This window comes from Peptoniphilus timonensis JC401 (genome assembly GCF_000312025.1).
Lineage (GTDB): Bacteria > Bacillota > Clostridia > Tissierellales > Peptoniphilaceae > Peptoniphilus_A > Peptoniphilus_A timonensis.
In genome coordinates, this window is the sequence record NZ_HE978594.1 from 112,255 (window position 1) to 132,056 (window position 19,802).

The window sequence follows — 19,802 nt, forward strand, 5'->3', positions numbered from 1 at the left end:
CCTCAATAAATGTTGTTGTTATATGAATTCATAGACTTGTCGATACCTGAATCAACTGCTTCTATTATGGCGTCGGCACAGGCATCTATGGCATCTTCTATATGTTTTCTATCCTTTGAAGGAAAATTTGACAGCACAAAACTTGCCAAATCTTCATTTGGGTGTTTCTTTCCAACACCAACTTTAAACCTGGCAAAATCTTTACTTCCTGTTAAATTTACAATTGACTTTAGCCCATTGTGAGTTCCAGCTGAACCATTTTTCTTTATCTTTAGCTGTGCAAAGTCAATGTCTATGTCATCTACTACTACCATTAAATCTTCTGGATTTAACTTATAAAAATTTAAAATTTCTACAATTGACTCTCCGGAATTATTCATAAAAGTATGGGGCTTTAGGAGAATAACCTTCTCACCAGCTATTCTCCCTTCACCTACAAGCCCCTTAAATTTAATCTTATTAACTTTTATATTTAGCTTATCCGCAAGAACATCAATTGTCTTAAACCCCACATTGTGTCTAGTATCTTCATACTTTTTACCGGGATTACCTAGTCCTGCAATTATATACACATAATCACCTTATTCAAACATTTCGCTAACTGATGTTGATGTGTTGATCCTTCTAATTGCTGATGCAAAAATTGGAGCAACAGACACAATATCAATTTTATCTATTTTCTTTTCTTCTGGAAGTTCAATTGTATCAGTGATTACAAATTTTTCAAGAGATGATTTTTCTAATCTTTCAATAGCTGGTCCTGATAAAACTCCGTGAGTTGCAGCACCATAAACATATTTTGCTCCCCTTGCCTTTAAAGCATCAGCAGCCTTAGTAATTGTTCCTGCTGTATCTGCAATGTCATCAACAAGAATTACTGACTTGCCATCAACATCACCAATAATATTCATTACTTCAGATACATTTGCCTTTGGTCTTCTCTTTTCAATAATAGCTATAGGAAGATTTAATTCGTTGGCAAATTTTCTTGTTCTTGTAACTCCACCTAAGTCTGGAGAAACAACAACAAAATCATCTTCATTTACAATATCTTTAAAATATCTTGCAAGATAAGGAACTGCAGTAAGATGGTCAACTGGAATATCAAAATAACCTTGAATTTGTCCTGCGTGAAGATCCATTGCAACAACTCTATCTGCTCCAGCCTTAGTTAAAAGATCAGCAACAAGTTTTGAAGTAATAGGTTCTCTTGCCTTAGTCTTTCTATCTTGTCTTGCATATCCATAATAAGGAATAACTGCATTAATTCTACCAGCAGAAGCTCTTTTTAGTGCATCAATTAAAATTAAAAGTTCCATTAAATTGTCATTAACTGGTGAAGAAGTAGATTGGATAACAAAAAACATCCTTACCTCTTACAGAAACTCCAATATCAATTGAAATTTCTCCATCAGAAAAAGTTGAAACGCTGCAAGCTCCCTTTTCAATTCCCAAGTTTTCACAAATCTTATCTACAAGACTTAAATTGGAATTTCCTGTAAATACTACAATATCTCCATTTACTACTGTACTCATTTTACACTGTCCTCCTATTTGACAAATCCTTTTCTCTCAACCCATCCATCTATATTTTTTTGAGGTGCTCTCTCAAGAGAAAGTTGACCCTTCAAAACATTTTTAGTAATAGTAGAACCTGCAGCAATATAAGCCTCATCTTCTACTTCAATTGGAGCAACTAAATTGGAATTAGAACCAATAAAGGCATTATCCCCAACTTTTGCCCTGAACTTTTCTCTTCCATTGTAGTTTACAAAAACTACTCCACAACCGATGTTGACACCAGATCCCACATCAGCATCACCAATATAAGCAAGATGACTCATCTTGGAACCATCTCCCACATTGGAATTTTTAACTTCAACAAAATTTCCAATCTTACAATTTTCCCCAACTTTAGAATTTGGTCTAAGGTGAGCGAAAGGTCCAACTGTAGTTCCCTTTCCTATGGAAGAATCCTCAATTTCAGATGATCTAATAATTACATATTCTCCAATTGTTGAATTTTTAATTGTGGAAGAATAAATTTCTGTGCCTTCTTTTATTACAGAATTTCTGTCAATGCGAGTGCCAGGATAAATCATGACATCTCTATCTATTTTTGCGCCATATTCAATATAAGTGGACTTAGGATCAATTATCCCAACACCATTTATCATATACTCTTTATTTATTTTCTTTTGCAAAATTTCTGCTGCAACAGATAATTCATATCTAGAATTGACACCTAGAATTTCTCTAGTATCTCTAAGTTTAAAGGAATCAACCTTTTTGCCTTCCTGAACTAGTATACCAAGAGTATCAGTTATATACATTTCATTTGCCGCATTGTCTGTATCAATTTTTGAAAGAGCTGACTTCAGAGAAGAACCCTTGAAAGCAAAAATACCAGAATTAATTTCACGAATTAACTTTTGTTTTTCGCTGGCATCCTTTTCTTCTACTATTGCAACTACATTTGCATTTTCATCCCTTACAATTCGTCCATAATTTGTAGGGTCTTTCATATCAGCAGATAAAACTGTTATATCATTATTTCTCTCTTCGTGATATTTCAAAAAGCAAGAAATAGTTGAGCTAGAAATAATTGGAGTATCTCCATTTAAAATTATAACTGTATCTTCATCTTCTATTTTATCAAGAGCATTCATAACAGCATAGCCAGTACCATAAGGTACATTATCGCCAATTGGTTGCTCAATAAACTCTACATCTTTTTCTTCTTTAAAGGACTCACGAACTTTTTCCTTGTTGTGTCCCACAACCACAAGATTTTTCTCAACTTGAGAATGCTTGCAAGAATTTAGGACATAAAAAAGCATGGGTCTTCCAAGAATTTCATGAAGTACCTTTGGTTTTTTGGACTTCATTCTCGTTCCCTCTCCTGCTGCCAGGATAACTGAAACTTTCATAAAACACCTCTTTTTATTTACTTCTTACATTATAACTAAGATTCACACTTATATTCAAGAATATTTCACAATTAATTTATTTTTAAGTAATAGTTTATATAATTTTTTTACTATCTATATACATTAGCTATTTTTTCTAATATAAAATTCTTTTAAAATTATTTAATTTTTATATTGGAGTGGATGAGAGTCGTCTTAATGCCTCTTCTTTAAAAATTTCCTTTTACTTTTCTAAAAACAAAATTTTTCTTTCCCCTTGACAAACAAAATTTTAAATAGTATAGTCGAAACATATTGATGAGGCGATAAAAATGAAAAACCTAAATAACTTTAAAAATTTCACAAGCCAAGCATTCTGTTGTTGTTCTATAAAAAATTTTATAGGACTTATTTGAATGTGAATCAATATTTTAAACCTTTTATAAAATTTTAAGAAAGCTTTAAGAGTATATGATTTCATATACTCTTTTTTTATTATCTATTTATTTAGAATTACTCAGGAGGAAAAAATGACAAAATTATTAGAAACAGTTGGAAAATCAAAATTAGTGCAATTAGAAAATATTGGAAATGGAAAAATCTTCGTAAAAGTAGAAAAATCTAATCCAGCAGGATCTGTTAAAGATAGAGCTGCCCTTTACATGATAAAAGGAGCAATAGAAGACGGATCCTTAAAAGAAGGTATGGAAATAGTTGAACCTACAAGTGGTAACACAGGTATTGCTATTGCCATGATTGGTCGTGCTCTAGGATATAAGGTTAATATTGTAATGCCTTCTTCAATGTCAATTGAAAGAAGAAATTTAATCGAAGCCTTTGGTGCAAACTTAATATTAACTGGTGAAGGTGGAATGCAAGCTGCTGTAGATAAAGCTAAAGAACTTGTAGCTACAGGAAACTATTTTATGCCAAACCAATTTGAAAATAAATACAATGCCCTTGCTCACGAAGAGACAACTGGTCCAGAAATCTATGAAAATCTTAAAGAAATCTCTGGATTTATTGCAGGAATTGGAACTGGTGGAACTGTAAGTGGTGTTGGAAGATATCTAAAATCTCAAGATGAAAAAATAAAAGTTTGGGGACTTGAACCAGATGAATCAGCTCTCCTTACAAGAGGAGAAGCTGGAATCCACAAGATTCAAGGAATCGGCGCAAACTTTATTCCTGGAGCTTTAGACACAAAAATTCTTGATAAAACAATAACTGTAAAATCAGATGAAGCTATCGAAATGGCTAAAAGACTTTCAAGAGAAGAAGGACTTCTTCTTGGTATATCTGCTGGTGCCAATGTTGTCGGTGCACTTAAAATGCAAGAGGAAATTGGTGGAAATATTGTAACAGTTGCACCTGACACAGCAGAAAGGTATATGTCCACTGAATTATTTAAAAATGAATAATTTTTTTAAAAGATTAAAAGAATACGGGGAATTTATATTAAAAAAAGACCCTGCCTGTAAAAGTTTATTTGAAGCAATTTTCATGTATCCTATTGTTTCTTGCATGATTAGGCACAGAATTGCTCACTACTTTTACGAAAAAAATCACACAAGTCTTGCCAGGTGGATTTCTCAGAGAGCTCGCAAAAAAACTGGAATTGAAATCCATCCTGGTGCAAAAATTGGCAAAAATCTCTTTATTGACCACGGCATGGCTGTGGTCATTGGAGAAACTGCCGAAGTTGGAGACAACTGTCATATGTACCACAACATAACACTAGGTGGAACTGGAAATGAAAAAGAAAAGAAAAGACATCCCACAGTTGGAAACAACGTAATAATTGGAACTGGTGCAACAGTTCTTGGTCCAGTAGTAATTGGTGAAGGAGCAAAAATAGGAGCAGGTGCTCTTGTCTTAACAGATATCCCTGCGAATTCAACTGCTGTTGGAGTCCCAGCTAAAGTCGTAAAATTTCACGATCCAAGTGAAAATAAGTTCCACTAAAAATTTTTAAAAAGTTTTATAAAATTAATAATTTTTTTATTTTTTTAATATGTTTTTATAAGGAGGTAATATGTTTAAAATAGGTCCCCATCTTTCTACATCAAAGGGCTTTGCAAATATGGGAAAAGATGCTCTCAAAATTTCTGCCACAACATTTCAATTTTTTTCACGAAACCCGAGAGGTTCCAAAATGAAAAAGTTAGATGAAAAAGACATAAAAGACTTGATGAAAATAGCAAGAGAAAATAAATTTGGACCACTTTTGGCACACGCACCCTACACCCTAAATCCTTGTTCTTCAACAGAGAGCGTGAGAGAATTTGCAAATTTAGTCCTTGCATAAGACCTTGAAAGACTAAAATACTTTAAGAACACTTACTACAATCTCCATCCCGGTTCTCACACAGGTCTTGGAACACAGACTGCCATAGAAATTATTTCTCAACAACTAAATTTAGTTTTAAGAGAAGAACAAGATACCATAGTCCTTTTAGAAACCATGGCTGGCAAAGGCACAGAAGTGGGATCAAGATTTGAAGAAATTGGAAAAATAATAGAGAAAGTTAACTTAAAAGAAAAAGTTGGAGTCTGCCTAGATACTTGTCACGTCCACGAAGCAGGTTACGACATAGTAAATGACTTAGAGGTTGTTCTTGAAGAATTTGATGAATTTATAGGTCTTGATAAACTCTATGCCATTCACTTAAATGACAGCAAAAATGAAAGAGGTGCTCACAAGGACAGACATGAAGTTATCGGTCAAGGTAAAATTGGACTTAATGCAATAGAAAGAATTATAAATCATGAAAAATTAAAAGACCTTCCCTTTTACCTAGAAACACCACAAGACTTAGAAGGTCACAAAAAAGAAATAGAACTATTAAAAAAACTCCGCAAATAATTAGTATTAATTACAAAAATATAAATGCCTTTATAATAAAAAGTAGAACTCAATAGTATATCTGAGTTCTACTTTATATCTTTAAAACATATTCATTATTTTAGGAATTAAACTTTTTAGTGATGAGAAAGTCATAATTAATACAAAAACATAACTTATTGTCATAGCTATTCTTAATAAAGTTGGATTTTTATATCCTTCGTTTACATCTTTTCTCCATATTAAAAGAGTTACAAAGAAACCGCCTACTGGTGTCGCAATAGAAGTAGCCAAATTTGCTATAAAGATTAACTGTATTGGAGATCCGTTAAAAACATAAGCCACTAACATACTAAAAATCAAAGCTGCTAAACAACCATTTCTGACTATTTTTGATTCTAGTTTTACTTCTTTTTGCATTCCCGCATTTAATAAAACTATTCCTCTTTGTGTATTGCCTATTAATGAAGAAAAACCTGCACCTAATAGAGCTGCACCCATTATATAATTTGCTGCTTTACCCATCATTGGAACTAATAAGGCTGCTAGTTGTGCCGGAGCTTTTATTTTTTCCCCACTTGGATGAAGCACAATTGCTCCTACCAAAATTATAGCACCTGAAATTAAAACAACACTTATTACATGAACAAGAGCATCTGTAAACATAACTCCATTAAATAAATCTTCCTTATTCCATTCTTTTTCCTTCCCCAAATAAGTGTTATAAATTCCTGCTGTAATTGCTGCATTAGTAGAAATAAAAGCAAGAGCTGTTCCAAAACTACCTTCAGGAATTTTAAAAGATGTCATCCCATTAGCTAAACTTTTTGGATCAGGTCCACCAACACCAAATAAAGTGATGTAAAATGCTGCAATCATTCCAATTATACAGAATGTGATAACCTTTTCAACTTTATTATAAACATTTTTACTAAAATAGCAATAAATTACTATTGCAACCATAATAGCAGAACCGATTTTCCAGTCTATCCCAAAAATCAGATTCATTCCTGCTCCTGTTCCCGATATGTTACCCATAGTAAAAAATAAACAGGCTATAAAAGTTGCCGTTCCTACTATACCTGAAGCTATTGGTCCATAATACTTGTGAATTGTATGTATGGTTGGAAAACCTGTTGTAATTGCTAGTCTATTTGTAACCATCATAAAAGTAATTCCCATAAATATAATTGGTATTAAAAGCCAGATTAAATCATAACCATAATTTCCACCAAGCATGGCTGCTGTTGTCACTGCCCCTGGTCCGATTACTATTCCTGTAGCTATAAGTCCTGGACCTATTCTCTTAATGAGTTCTTTAAATGGAAGCTTTTTTATATCTTCACCATAGAGTTTCTTATTATCCATACTTGCTCCTTTATGTGCAAAAAATCCTCTGCTCTGCCATAGAGTCAGAGGATTTTAAGAATTTTCTTATTTTTTAAACTCAGTCATATCAACTTTTTCTACACCGCTCTTTTTAAGGCCTTCAGCAATCCAATCTTTTTCTTCTTGATTTAATGGAAGAACTGGTTTTCTCATAAGACCACTAGTGAAAATTCCTCTTTGAACAAGAGCTTCTTTAAGTCTTGCATGAGCTTCACCAGAAGGTTGTCCTCCACCGTAAATAGCTTGACTAATTGGATAAATCTTATCAGATGCTTCTTGAGCTTCTTTTAGAGTATGTTTTTCAGGATTTTTAAATACATCCCAAGCTTCGCAGATAATTTCAGGAACGCAACCAGCAAATCCTATAAGAGCACCATCTACTCCAGTAAACATTGTTACACATAGAGTTTCATCGTGACAAGTGATAAGAGATATATCTGGACATTCTTCTCTAAGAAGTCTAATATCGTGTTCGTAAATTGAAGTAACTCTAGTACCAACTTTGATTGATTTAACATGATCAATTTCTTTACACATTTTAATAAGAGTTTCAACTGGATAAAATGCTTTAGAAGTAGCTGGGTATAGGTGAATTATAATATCTATGTCTGCTCCTTCAGCTACATCTTTTACAAATTCAAATGGAGCATCTTTGTGCATACCAAATCTTAACCACATATGTGGTGGCATTAATAGAATTCCATCAGCTCCAGCTGTCTTAGCATCTTTTGCCATTTTAATTGCACCATTTGTGCTTTCACAGTTTATTCCTGATATTATTGTCATAATATCTCCACATTCTTCAGCTGCGATTTCAATTGTTCTAATTCTTTCTTCTTCAGTTAATCCTGTAACTTCTCCAGTGTGACCGTTTACAACTAGTCCTTGGATTCCTTTATCATAAAAAGTTTTTAACCATCTTAAATATTCTCTAAATTCTTCTTCATTAATAGTATCATCGTCATTTAGTGGTACAGAAACTGCTGGAAATATAGTTTTAAAAGTTTTTTCTTTAGTCATTTTAATTACTCCTTAATTTTTATTTTTACTTAATGATTTATACGCTGCAACGTTTTCTAACTAATTTATATCATCTATTCCCAAACATGGTCAACGAAATCAATACCTTGTGCAATATTTTGCAGAAATTAAATATTCTATGCAATACTATTGCATTATTTGAGTAAATTGTTAGTATTGAAATAAATTCAAATAAAATATATCATTGTATTATAACTTATAAGAATGGAGGGCTTTATGACAACATTAAAGGATGTTGCTAAACTAGCAAACGTTGATGTCAGTACTGTGTCTAGAGCTTTAAATAATAGTGGGTATGTTCATCCACAAACTAAGAAAAGAATAATGGAAGCTGTAGAAGAATTGAGCTACAAACCCAATTTATTAATCAAGGGTGTTAAAAAGGGTAAAAGAAAAAATATTTGCGTAATGATACCATCTTTGTTCTTATCCATGTTTGGAGAGTTAGTTCAACTTATCGAAGAGAAAGCAAGAGAATATGAATATGAAATAGTAATAATAAATACAAATGATGATCCAAACGTAGAAGAAATATCATTAAAAAAAGTTAGGGATAGTTATACAGATGGTTTGTTGATAGTATCAACAGGACAAAATAAAAGACTTATTAGAGATATAAATTCATCTGACTTACCTGTAGTACAGTTGGTTAGAAATCAAACTGATCACTTAAGCTCAGTTGATGTAAATTATTTTAATTGTGCTCATGAAGGAGTCCATTTTTTGCACAAATGTGGTTAGTAAAAAAATTGCACTAATAAATGGAATCTTAGAAATTCGTCCTTTTGCAGAAAGATATAAAGGTTATTTAAAAGCTATATCTGAAATAGGACAAGAAGACTTATCAATAAGCCATGATTATTACAATATGGATTTTTTTAAGACTGGTTACAATAAATCTAAAGAACTATATGACAATTACGAAAATATTGATGGAATATTGACAGGAAATGATCTCCAAGCAATGGGAGTTTTAAGATCTTTAAAAGATATGGGATTTGAAATACCAAACGATGTGAAAATATTAAGTTTAACAGGACACTCAATAGGCGATTTATTAGAGACAAAAATTACTTCCATGGAAATGCCGCTTGATCTAATTGCAAATAAATCAGTAGAACTCTTAATAAATAAAATCAACTCAAAATCGGACTATTCCCAAGTAGAACATATTACATTTAATACATTTTTGTCTGTTAGAGAAACAACTTAATAATATGTATTTTTATGCACAACAAAAAACATTGTTGAAGGTAAAAAATCAGCACTATTTTTTATCAATATGTAAAAATAAGCACAAAAAAACCGCAAGATAACTTGCGGCCTTTTTAAGCATTTATTTACTTATAGGGATTAATACCATCCTCTAAGTTTCATTGCTTTGTCAATTGATTGAATAGCGTACATGTAAACTCCTTCTCTAGGAACTACATCATATTCGTCACAAACGCCGAATACGCCCTCGATAGCTTTCATCATGTCAGCTTCTTGTTTTTCTTCTACTTCAGCTTCTGTCCAGTACATTCCGTATTGGTTTTGAACCCATTCGTAGTAAGAAACTAGAACTCCACCAGAGTTAGTTAGGATATCTGGAGTTAGAGGAATTCCTCTTTCCATAAGAGCCTTATCTCCTTCTGGAGTAGTAGGACCATTAGCTGCTTCACAAACTAATTTAACATTAAGTTTTTTAGCAACTTCGCCAGTGATTACATTTTCAAGAGCTGCTGGAATTAAGATATCCCATTCGCCAGTCCAGAAATCTTCATCTGTGATTTGTTTTGCATCTGGGTAACCAATTAATGTGTGGTGTTCGTTCTTGTATTCAAGAAGTTTTTTGAAGTCTAGTCCATTTTCATTGTATAGAGCGTAGTTTCCTTCTTTTTTGTCCCATTCAGCTAGAGCGTAAACTTTTCCGCCTTGTCTTTCAATGTTTTTAACAGTGAAAGATCCAACATTACCGAAACCTTGAACTGCAATCTTAGCTTTTGCGAAGTCAATTCCTTCACGTTTTGCAGCTTCTCTAGTTACTACAGCAACACCAAATCCTGTTGCTTCGTTTCTTCCTTCAGATCCACCAAGTCCAACTGGTTTACCTGTGAAAGATCCAACATCTTGTCTGTCTCCATTTAATTTGATGTATTCATCTAAAAACCAAGACATAATTTGTCCGTTAGTATTAACGTCTGGAGCTGGAATATCAATTCTTTCTCCAAGATATTTATGAAGTCCTCTTACCCAACCTCTTGCAAGTTGTTCTAATTCTCTATCAGAAAGCTCAGAAGGATCTACACAAATTCCGCCTTTTGATCCACCATATGGAAGACCAAGTGCGCCACCTTTGAAAGTCATCCAAAGTGAAAGAGCCTTAACTTCGTCAAGGTTTACATTTGGATGGAATCTACATCCACCTTTAGCAGGACCAACTGCTGTTGAGTGAGCTGATCTCCAACCTTTGAAAACTTTAACTGAACCATCATCCATTTTAACTGGAATAGAAATTTCAATTACTCTTTCAGGTTCTTTTAGAATTTCATAAACTGCTGGGTCACAACCTAGCTTGTCACATGCAGCTTTAACTTTTTGTTGAGCTGCTACTAACGGATTTAAAGTATCTGTCATTATTAACACTCTCCTTTATGTATAATCATGATAACCATTTCTTACAGTCATAATTATAACAAATAGAAATATTAAGTTCAAGTTGACCCATCAATTTTAACTAATTGTTTGTATTTATAATTTAAGCTTTATCATTTTATTCTTTTTAGCTTATATTAATTCAATTCGTAAACAATAGTAAGCTACTTTTATAATTTATGTCATTAATTTTTTCTAATTTCTCACTTAGCATTTTTCTAAATAAATAAAAATTCAAATTCTGTAATCATTTTCACAAATCTTTGGCAAAAGCTTTAGTTTTAGCTTTTATCTCTTTATAATTTTTCCTATTTTATATTTTTTATCTTATATATATCAAATTTATCACTTAATATTTTTTCTAATTTGGTGTATCATACAAATTGAGGTGATAAAGTGAATTCACATAAGACTAGTTTTAAGAACTGGGTTTTTTCGAAAACTTTCGGCAGGAAATTACTTTCTGTAATTATTTGCAACTTGATAACTGCCTTTTCAATTACATATATTATTAAACCAAATTTACTTATATCAGGAGGTTTGACAGGTCTTAGTATTTTGACATCCAATGTAACAGGAATTAGCCTTCCTTTACTTGTCTTCTTTTTAAATATTCCAACTTCCTTTTTGAGTTTATTTTTTCTTGATAGGGATTTTACATTTTTTTCTACACTTGCAATTTTTCTTCTATCACTTTTTATTTCTTTTTACGAAAAACTTATGCCAGGATTTTTCCTGACAAAGGAACCTATCCTTGCTTGTATCTTTGGTGGGCTCTTAAATGGAATTGGAGCTGGCATTGCTTTTAGAAGTGGAACTTCTACTGGTGGCCTTGATATTATCGCAGCTATTTTAAAAAAGAATTTTAATATTACTATAGGCAATGTCTTAATGGGAATTAATTTTATTATTGTATCTTGCCTCGGTTACTTGTACTCAATAGACAAGGTTCTTTTTACTTTAATTTTAATGTTTATAAGTTATAGCGTAATTGATAGGATTCAACTTGGTGTTGGAAAACAAAAACAAGTCCTAATAATTTCTGACTGCAATGAAGAAATTGCAAGAGAAATTCACGAAGAAACAAATAGAGGTGCAACTTACATAAAGGGAATTACTTCTTATATGAAAAAAGATGTTCACATACTCTATGTTGTCTGCTCTTCAAGACAACTGGTTAAAGTTAGACAAATCATAAAAAGAAAAGATCCTGGTGCCTTTGTAACTGTGTCTGAAACTTCAGAAATTTTGGGCAATGGATTTAAAGAACTTTCAATTTAAAAATCTTGCCACAAAAAATAGTGCAAGATAGAATTTACTTTCTTTCTTACACTATTTATGGTACAAAAAAGCCCCTCAATCCACTTTCAGGATTGTGGGGCTTTATTTTTTTAAGCTTTTAAATCATTTGTCCTGCTGTCAAATATATTCCAATAAGGGTCCAATCATAAATTATGTGAATCAAATAAGTTACAGTCAAATTTTTTGAAATAACATAGGACATTGAAAGACCTGTCCTTATTATAGATATCACAAGAACTGCTTGCAAAATATTAAAATTATAAGTTGAAATGTGCATAGCACCAAAAATTACTGATGAAACAAGTATTGCCACAATAGTTTTTAAAAGTTCATTTTTTGTCTTAAATTTATTTATCACAAATAAAAAGGGAATTATAAAAATTATTTCTTCTGCAATAAATTGAATCAAAGTTGAGGCAAAAAAGCTCTTAATGTTATCTTCTGTCAAGACATCAAAAATTGGATTTGCACTGCCTTCTATTCCCATTTTTTCTACAACAATAGATGACACTATAACTGCCACTAAAGAAAATCCAAGGCCTATTAAAATATAGAGAAGGTCCTTCATTTTTAGGGGCAAAAATATTTTAAAAATAAAATCCCTATCAACTACAAGAAGGGACAAGAGAGCACAAATACTTATTCCTGTCGCCAATAAAACTTCATTTTTCAAATTCAAAAGTCCAAATATAAGGCTAATTCCAAAGAAGGATGCAATTGATAGAAAAAGTGCCAAGACCCATTTCCAAGTTTTAGCTTCTATTTCTGGATAAGATCTTTTCATTTTTGATCAAACTCTACTAAACCTTCATCTGTCAAAAGATATTCTAAAGGCTTGTCATATTCTTCGTGAACTATACTTTCCACAAATTGGTCTGAATATCCAATGCCCAATCTTATAGTGTCAACTTTGGCAAAAAATTTGTCATAAAATCCTCCACCATAGCCAAGGCGATAACCATCTTTGTCAAAGGCAAGACCTGGAGTAATAGTTAAGTCCACATCTTTTACTTCTTCTCCATCTTTTGGTTCTAAAATGCCCATTTTATTTTCTTCAAGATCATCAATTCCCTTTACTTCCACTGCTATCATTTCCTTGCCCTTAACAAGTGGAACTAAAAGTTTTTTACCATCTTCAAGTATATTTTCAATTATTTCTCTTGTATCAACTTCAGATTTATAAGATATAAAAACAAAAACTGATTTTGCCTTTTTATAAATTTCAAGTTCTCTTAATTTTTCTCTAATTAACTTGTCTTTTTCCTCTTTATTTTTTACTTCCGCTCTTATTTTTGTATATTTTTTCCTAAGTTCTTTTTTATCCATTAAATTTCTCCTTATTTTCGCAAATTTCTAAATAATCACAATTTTTGCAATCACTAGTAGATTCATAATTACCATTTTTTATGCTGTCAGTTATGGAAATTATCTCATCTTCAACTCTATTTAAAAGTTCTTGAATTTCCTCTTCTGTGAAATAATATCTCCCCCTGTCATCTTTTGGCAAGATATCAGAATTTTTTATAACTGTGGAAATTTCTCCCCTTTTAATAGAACCATAATTCGCCATCGATAACTTCTTACCCACTTTTCTTCTTGCTATAGCATAAAGTGGCATTTGGAAAGATTTTAAATCTACAATTTCTTTTTTTGTCTTTACAGATGACCTCTTGTAGTCCATTAAAATTTCTTCATCATGACGAGCATCAATTCTGTCGATTCTTCCCCTGATTTTTAGTCCCCTCACGTCAGTCATAAAACTTTCTTCAAAATATTTTGGCTTAAATCCATATTTTTCTTGAACTTCCAAATCTTTTTTTATATATTCTCCCAAAATTTTTTGAGAATTTAGGACAGAAATTTTATTGAGAAAAGATAAATTTTCAAAATCGCCAAGATTTTCTTCCTCCAAAATCAATTGCCTTAACTTATCTTCATTAAATCCACTTTCAGCTTTAAAATATTTTTCCAAAATATGATGGTACTTGTCCCCCATATTTATATAAAATTTTTCATCATAGTCCTTTTCCAGTTTACCTAGTCCATAAACTCTTTCAAAGAGAAATCTCCTTGGGCAGTCCTTTAAAACATCAAAATCTGTCACAGAATAAGATCTTTCAGAAATTTTTTTATTAATCTCTGTCAAATTTAGAAAATCAAGGAGATAATTTTCTTCCTCAACTTCTTCTCTTTTATAGAGTTTAGAAGTTTCATAAATTTTTTCTTTTTCTTGAACTTCAAGATCCAAATCATAAATGAGAGAATTTAAAAGTTTTGAAAAGCCCTTTTCCCTATCTCCACAAAGAATTAAAATATTTTTTGCTGTGAAAAAATCATAAAGTAAATAAATATAATCTCTCTTAAAATTATCCTTTATTATTCCCAATTTCTCCATGATCGCTTGACTTTCTCTCTTGTAGATAAAATTTGATTTTTTATTATTTTCATAATTTTCATCAAATCCAATTAAGATTAAATTTTTAAAACTTCTATAATAATTGGAACTAAGCTTTAAAATTTCAAGGGCATCAAGATTTTGCACTTGAGAAATCTTCGCCATTTCCATATATTTATTCAAAATCAAAATAAATTCATCTAGATCAATAATTTCGTAAAAGTCCAAAAGATTATCCATCTTCAAAAATATTTCATCAAGTTTTTCCAAAAATCTAAGTTCTCGCCTTATTATGTTCTCTGGATTTTTTTCAAGTTCACTTTCTATTATTTCCCTAGCTTTTTCTAAATATTCTCCAAAAAATTTCCTATAATAATCAAGACTGTCACTTTTATTTATTTTTTCATCTTGAAGAATTTTACTGCCAAGGAGAAAATCTTTTAAGTCCCCATCATTTATCCTAAATTCCCTTATATTTGAAAAATCTATATCATATAAATCTTTAAAATCGTAGGACATCAAAGCTGATTCCAGTTTTATTTCGTCAATATCTAGTGGAAAAAAGGATAATCTCACTCTTTTTAAAGTATTTTCCTTAGACCTGTCACTAAAATAATCTAAAAGAGATAAAAACTCACTTTCAAGAAGAGAATTTTCATATCTCGGCAAATTAAATTCTAGACCCTCAAATTTTTCTCTACTTCTAATTTTCTCTGAAAGACTAGATGAAGCACTTAAAATTGAAATACTATTTGGACCTTCATCTTTTAAAAGCAATTTTAATTCTGAAAAAAACAAATTGTAAAAATTATTCTTTGAAGAAAAAACTTTTATATTATCTTTTTTTATTTCTTCTTTATAATCTAAAAATTCTCCTCTTTCCAATTCAAAAGAAAATTTCAACAAACTTTTTATAGTATCTTCAATTAAGTCAGAATTTATAAAATTAAAGGGCATGTCTATGTAGATATTTTTGTCTTCTATTTCTGATAAAATTCTAATTATTTCTTCTTCAGTTTTTCCAAATTCTAAAAATCCAGAAATTATTATAGAGTCAAATTTGCTTGATTTTATGGAAGATTTCTTTACTTTTCCATAAATATCATAGGACCTAGCCTTAAAATATCCCTCATAGATTTCAAAAACTTTTGACAAAATTTTAAAAATCTCACCAGGAATTTCTCTTATATCACAAACACTTAAATTGTTTTCACAAATTTCATCAAAAAAATCCAAAACAATATCCACAGTTTCTGGATAAACTGGAATATCCCCAAAATTTTTCTTCAAAATTTTTGACAAGACCAAATATTTTAAGATTTCATCAGGTCTTTTTTCCCTATTTTTCTTTCCAATGCCGTCAAAAGTTTCAAACTCAGTCTTACTTATGTCCAAACCCTTTTTTAACATTTCTCTTATGTAAAAATTTATAGCAGATTGAGAGGGCAAGATTATTAAAGTTTCCTTGCCCTTCAACTTTTCAAAATCAAAATTTTCTCTAGGATTTCTAAAAATTATTTTCTTCATTTAATAATTCACCTAAATTTATTTTAAATATGTCCTCTGCAATATCAGTCATCTTTTTGCCTGGCAGATAAATAAATTTTTTGCCCTTCAATTTATCAAATCTATCTGACTCAAAAACTAGGGCATAGTTGTGGAGGAACTGACTGTCAAGACCCTTGTCTCTAAAAATTTTATTTACCCTATTGTCTCCGTACTTCCTATCTCCAATTATACTCAAATTTTTTTCCTTTAGAGAAGCCCTAATTTGATGTGTCCTTCCAGTTATTAAATTTACAGAAAGAAGAGAATAGTCCTCATTTGATTTTAAGACTTTAAATTCTGTCAAAGATCTTTTCCCTTCCCTATCTGATGTCTTTTTCATGACATTGTTGCCAGTTTTTTTAAGATTAATATCCACATCAAAATCAGCTTTTACAAAACCTGAAACAATAGTTACATAAAGTTTTTTTATCTCCCTATTTTTTATAGCTTCATTTAAATCTTGCAGACTCTTTAAATTTTTTGCCCCAATTAAAATCCCAGAAGTATTTCTATCAAGCCTATTTACAAAGGCAGGTCTAAAAGATTTTTCCAATCTTGGATTGTAATCGCCCTTACTAATTAAATAATCTACCATCCTATCAAGGGCATTGTCCTTGTAGCCGTGACTGTCATTGTGAGTTAACATGTTCACAGGCTTTTTCACAAGTATTATGTCCTCATCTTCATATAAAATATCTGGTTTTTTTGAATTCTTTGATTTTTTTATATCTTTCTTAAATTTATTTATAGTATCTTCAGCCAAAAATAATTTTATCTCGTCGCCCTCACTAATTATGTCTTCTGGCTTTGCTTTTTTCCCATTTAAGACTATATTTTTCTTTCTCAAATTTTTATATATAAAGGAAAGTGGTGCTTTTTCAAAATAGATTTTTAAAAATCTATCTAATCTTCTTCCCTCATCATTTTTATTAACAATAATTTTTCGCATAATATCTCCAAACTTTTCATTTTTTAACTTTGCTGATATAATTATATCAAAACAAGATGAAAAGAGGTTTATTTTGAATAACTTTAACAAAGGCAAACTCTTTTTTATTAAATTCGCACAAGTTTTGTTATCAATTTTATTTTTCATATTTTTAGTTTTTGTAATTAAGTGGAGAATGGATTCTCTATATTTAAATTCTATATCAACTAAAGAAATAAATATTGGTCTAGTAGATGAACTAAAGAAAACTTATGGCGAAATTTTAGTTGCAACTGGCATAAAAGAAGAAAAAGCTGTTAAGCCTGTTGTCCTAATTGATGACGATAAAAAAGACGAAAATGAAAATGTAAATGAATTTACAGTTCCTGAAGGAACTGATGTAGATAGTCTTGGAGAACTTTTAATCTCTAAGGGACTAATAGCTGATATGGCAACTTACAAGGCCTTGGCCGATGATTTGCAAATCAAGGACAAGATTAATCCTGGTGCTTACAAATTTGATAAGGACCTTACAGTAAAAGAAATACTTGCTGAAATAGCTGGCATTGAATTTAAAACTTACACTGTAAACATAGAAGAAGGAGCAAGTCCACAAGATCTTGCAAAAACCTTAAAAGAAAAAGGCGTTATTGAATCTGAAAATGCCTTCGTAAGTGCTTGCAATAACCTTGGAGTTAATGCATTTGCTCCAGGTGAACACAAAATAGAAATGCCATCAAAGGTGGCAAATATAATTGAATCACTTGCACAAAAATAATCTGTAGGAAACTACAGATTTTTTTGTATAAAATTAGGGTAAAAGCTCTGCTTTTATATTTCTCTATAAAGAAGTTTTCTTAAAAATATTACTTAAAAGCGTCAGCTTTTAAAATAGTTTTAAAGATGAAATCTTTTATTAAATTATAAAAGCGATTTCTTTTCCCCATGGCTATATGGAGAAATTTGTGATATATTTTAAAAAAAGATTGGAGGACGCTATGCACAAAAATAGAATTAATAGACTAATAAAAAAAATGGAAGAAAATAATCTTTCCCACATGATAATAACTGATCCCTATGCAATTTTTTATCTTCTAGATAGGATGATTAGCTCAGGAGAAAGAGCTCTTGCCCTTTATATCCACAAGGATGGAGATTTAAAACTTCTTATAAATGAATTATTCCCTCAAGAAGAAATAGCTGGAGTTGACTTTATCTGGTATAACGATGTTGAAGATGGCATTGAAAAACTCTCAAAATTTATAAAAGACGATGATTTAATTGGAATTGATAAATTTTGGTCCGCAAAATTCTTGCTTAGACTTCAAGAAATCTTCCCAGATAAAAAATATATAAATGGATCCACAATTGTAGATGGAGTTAGAAGAGTTAAAGACGAAGAAGAAAAAATTTAATGCGTGAATCTTCTGCCATCAACGATAAAGTTATGGAAGAATTAATCCCATGGGTTGTAAAAGGTTTGAGTGAAAAAGAACTTTCACAAAAATTAAAAGAAATTTACAAAGCTCACGGAGTTGAAGAAGTTTCCTTTGAACCAATAACTGCTTATGGAAAATCTGCCGCTGATCCCCACCATTCAACAGATAATAGCAAGGGAAAACTCGGCGACTGTGTTGTCCTAGATATTGGTGGAATGTATAAAAATTACGCATCTGATATGACTCGTACAGTTTTTATTGGCGAAGTATCAGACAGGGCGAGAGAAATTTATGAAATTGTAAAAGAAGCAAACCTTCGTGGAGTTGCTGCTGCAAAAGCTGGCAACAAGATGTCTGATGTAGATAAGGCAGCTCGATCTTATATCGAAGAAAAAGGCTATGGAAAATATTTTACACACAGAACTGGTCACTCCATTGGACTTGAAACTCACGAAGAAGGCGATGTTTCTTCAGTCAATGACAGCATAATAGAAGTGGGACAAATCTTTTCCATTGAACCTGGCATTTATTTATTAGACGAAGGAATTGGAGTTAGAATTGAAGATTTAGTTTTAATAACAGAAGATGGGTGTGAAGTTTTAAATAGCGTTTCAAAGGATTTAAGGGTAGTTCCAATGAACTAAATATGAAGTTATTTAACAAAAATTAACAACAAAAATAAATTTTTACAATAAAATAAGCTTAATATTTTATTAATTAAACTTTTCTATTTACATCTTCATATTTATTATGAGCTTGGCAATAGTGCCCCAAGCTCGTTGAAATCTAATAAAGAGATAATCTCAGACAATAACCCACGTAGCTGTATTTTTAAAAAGATTATTTTTTCTTTTTTCTGTAAGTTATGGGACTAGAGATACAAATTTATTGGAATCATCACTAAATAGTTCTTTTCAGACTTTTGAAAATGAAGAGCTTTATACTGATGATTTAGATAAAAGAGTTGATATTTTTTATTCGCTAATAAAAAATCGCTCTTTTGTTGATGGAAATATGTAAATAAAAAGTTTGTCCTCTATCTACTTTTAAAAGACAGTGCTTACAATAGGTTTGGACAGATGAGATAATTATAGAAATCGGCTTAAAAGTCGACAGTAAAGTCTGTATAAAAAGAACTTAAAAATTTTATAGATAAGAGAGTAAAAAAATAAAGCTAGCAGTTTTTGCTAGCCTTTTATTTTGCCTTTTGTTTTTTATATCTTTAGAACAGACATATAAATAAAATATGTAAATCATAACCACCGGCTAAGCCGGTGGTTTGTTTTGCCCCTATAAGGGGCTGTTACCGGCAGCATTCCATGCTTTGAACTTTCTTTCTCGTGCACCAATTTTTACAGCTGGTGCTAAA

The 19,802-nt window shown here is 31.2% G+C and carries 18 protein-coding genes and 2 pseudogenes; 10 read left to right on the plus strand and 10 right to left on the minus strand.

The window, feature by feature from the left end:
* Positions 1-2: 2 nt before the first annotated feature.
* The 3 genes and pseudogenes from pth to glmU all read right to left on the minus strand — a co-directional run bounded on the left by pth (position 3) and on the right by glmU (position 2,930).
* On the minus strand, positions 3-572 hold the full coding sequence (gene pth, locus HGPT_RS04265; protein WP_019138624.1) for an aminoacyl-tRNA hydrolase: 570 nt from the start codon (positions 570-572) through the stop codon (positions 3-5).
* A gap of 9 nt (positions 573-581) precedes the next feature.
* Positions 582-1,536: pseudogene (locus tag HGPT_RS04270) on the minus strand (ribose-phosphate diphosphokinase).
* A 14-nt stretch (positions 1,537-1,550) separates the two neighbouring features.
* Positions 1,551-2,930, minus strand: coding sequence for a bifunctional UDP-N-acetylglucosamine diphosphorylase/glucosamine-1-phosphate N-acetyltransferase GlmU (gene glmU, locus HGPT_RS04275; protein ID WP_019138625.1), 1,380 nt, complete (start codon positions 2,928-2,930; stop codon positions 1,551-1,553).
* A gap of 509 nt (positions 2,931-3,439) precedes the next feature.
* Here glmU and cysK point away from each other — a divergent pair.
* The 4 genes and pseudogenes from cysK to HGPT_RS10380 all read left to right on the plus strand — a co-directional run.
* Positions 3,440-4,330, plus strand: a complete 891-nt coding sequence (gene cysK, locus HGPT_RS04280; protein ID WP_019138626.1) for a cysteine synthase A — start codon at positions 3,440-3,442, stop codon at positions 4,328-4,330.
* Positions 4,323-4,874 (plus strand): serine O-acetyltransferase EpsC, encoded by a 552-nt coding sequence (epsC, locus tag HGPT_RS04285; protein ID WP_019138627.1) that lies wholly within the window; start codon positions 4,323-4,325, stop codon positions 4,872-4,874. Before cysK ends, epsC begins: the two co-directional genes overlap by 8 nt.
* Positions 4,875-4,944: 70 nt before the next feature.
* Entirely contained in the window at positions 4,945-5,217 is a 273-nt protein-coding gene (locus HGPT_RS10515) for a hypothetical protein (protein ID WP_019138628.1), read from the plus strand.
* A gap of 15 nt (positions 5,218-5,232) precedes the next feature.
* Positions 5,233-5,775: pseudogene (locus tag HGPT_RS10380) on the plus strand (deoxyribonuclease IV); the annotation flags it as partial.
* 81 nt (positions 5,776-5,856) lie between these two features.
* Here HGPT_RS10380 and HGPT_RS04295 read toward each other — a convergent pair.
* Positions 5,857-7,122, minus strand: coding sequence for an Nramp family divalent metal transporter (locus HGPT_RS04295; RefSeq protein ID WP_019138630.1), 1,266 nt, complete (start codon positions 7,120-7,122; stop codon positions 5,857-5,859).
* Between the two features lie 66 nt (positions 7,123-7,188).
* Positions 7,189-8,163, minus strand: a complete 975-nt coding sequence (locus HGPT_RS04300; RefSeq protein WP_019138631.1) for a dihydrodipicolinate synthase family protein — start codon at positions 8,161-8,163, stop codon at positions 7,189-7,191.
* Positions 8,164-8,400: 237 nt separating this feature from the next.
* On the opposite strand from HGPT_RS04300, the gene HGPT_RS10385 reads away from it, so the two are divergent.
* On the plus strand, positions 8,401-8,925 hold the full coding sequence (locus HGPT_RS10385; RefSeq protein ID WP_051007890.1) for a LacI family DNA-binding transcriptional regulator: 525 nt from the start codon (positions 8,401-8,403) through the stop codon (positions 8,923-8,925).
* The gene (locus tag HGPT_RS10390) at positions 8,918-9,397 is read left to right on the plus strand and encodes a substrate-binding domain-containing protein (RefSeq protein ID WP_051007891.1); all 480 of its coding nucleotides are present in this window, start codon (positions 8,918-8,920) and stop codon (positions 9,395-9,397) included. The genes HGPT_RS10385 and HGPT_RS10390 overlap by 8 nt, the downstream gene beginning before the upstream one ends.
* Positions 9,398-9,537: 140 nt before the next feature.
* On the opposite strand, the gene HGPT_RS04310 is transcribed toward HGPT_RS10390, so the two are convergent.
* Positions 9,538-10,803 carry a Glu/Leu/Phe/Val family dehydrogenase gene (locus tag HGPT_RS04310; protein WP_019138632.1) on the minus strand — a complete coding sequence of 422 codons (1,266 nt, stop codon included), beginning with the start codon at positions 10,801-10,803 and terminating at the stop codon, positions 9,538-9,540.
* Between the two features lie 414 nt (positions 10,804-11,217).
* Between HGPT_RS04310 and HGPT_RS04315 the strand changes: the two genes are divergently transcribed.
* Positions 11,218-12,102: a YitT family protein gene (locus HGPT_RS04315; RefSeq protein ID WP_040542520.1), complete on the plus strand. Its 885-nt coding sequence runs from the start codon at positions 11,218-11,220 to the stop codon at positions 12,100-12,102.
* A 118-nt stretch (positions 12,103-12,220) separates the two neighbouring features.
* Here the strand turns inward: HGPT_RS04315 and HGPT_RS04320 are convergent, their stop codons facing one another.
* The 4 genes from HGPT_RS04320 to HGPT_RS04335 are packed head-to-tail and all read right to left on the minus strand — an operon-like array spanning position 12,221 to position 17,015.
* A complete protein-coding gene (locus HGPT_RS04320; RefSeq protein ID WP_019138635.1) occupies positions 12,221-12,907 on the minus strand; it encodes a CPBP family intramembrane glutamic endopeptidase in 687 nt (228 codons plus the stop codon).
* Positions 12,904-13,449, minus strand: coding sequence for a 5-formyltetrahydrofolate cyclo-ligase (locus HGPT_RS04325; RefSeq protein ID WP_019138636.1), 546 nt, complete (start codon positions 13,447-13,449; stop codon positions 12,904-12,906). The genes HGPT_RS04320 and HGPT_RS04325 overlap by 4 nt, the downstream gene beginning before the upstream one ends.
* On the minus strand, positions 13,442-16,045 hold the full coding sequence (locus tag HGPT_RS04330) for a PD-(D/E)XK nuclease family protein (RefSeq protein WP_019138637.1): 2,604 nt from the start codon (positions 16,043-16,045) through the stop codon (positions 13,442-13,444). Before HGPT_RS04330 ends, HGPT_RS04325 begins: the two co-directional genes overlap by 8 nt.
* Positions 16,026-17,015 carry an RluA family pseudouridine synthase gene (locus HGPT_RS04335; RefSeq protein WP_040542618.1) on the minus strand — a complete coding sequence of 330 codons (990 nt, stop codon included), beginning with the start codon at positions 17,013-17,015 and terminating at the stop codon, positions 16,026-16,028. Before HGPT_RS04335 ends, HGPT_RS04330 begins: the two co-directional genes overlap by 20 nt.
* A gap of 73 nt (positions 17,016-17,088) precedes the next feature.
* Between HGPT_RS04335 and HGPT_RS04340 the strand changes: the two genes are divergently transcribed.
* The 3 genes from HGPT_RS04340 to HGPT_RS09870 all read left to right on the plus strand — a co-directional run bounded on the left by HGPT_RS04340 (position 17,089) and on the right by HGPT_RS09870 (position 19,077).
* Positions 17,089-17,772: an MltG/YceG/YrrL family protein gene (locus HGPT_RS04340; RefSeq protein WP_019138639.1), complete on the plus strand. Its 684-nt coding sequence runs from the start codon at positions 17,089-17,091 to the stop codon at positions 17,770-17,772.
* A 220-nt stretch (positions 17,773-17,992) separates the two neighbouring features.
* Positions 17,993-18,409, plus strand: coding sequence for an aminopeptidase P family N-terminal domain-containing protein (locus tag HGPT_RS09865; protein ID WP_245544128.1), 417 nt, complete (start codon positions 17,993-17,995; stop codon positions 18,407-18,409).
* Positions 18,409-19,077 carry a M24 family metallopeptidase gene (locus HGPT_RS09870; protein WP_245544129.1) on the plus strand — a complete coding sequence of 223 codons (669 nt, stop codon included), beginning with the start codon at positions 18,409-18,411 and terminating at the stop codon, positions 19,075-19,077. Before HGPT_RS09865 ends, HGPT_RS09870 begins: the two co-directional genes overlap by 1 nt.
* Positions 19,078-19,802: the final 725 nt, after the last annotated feature.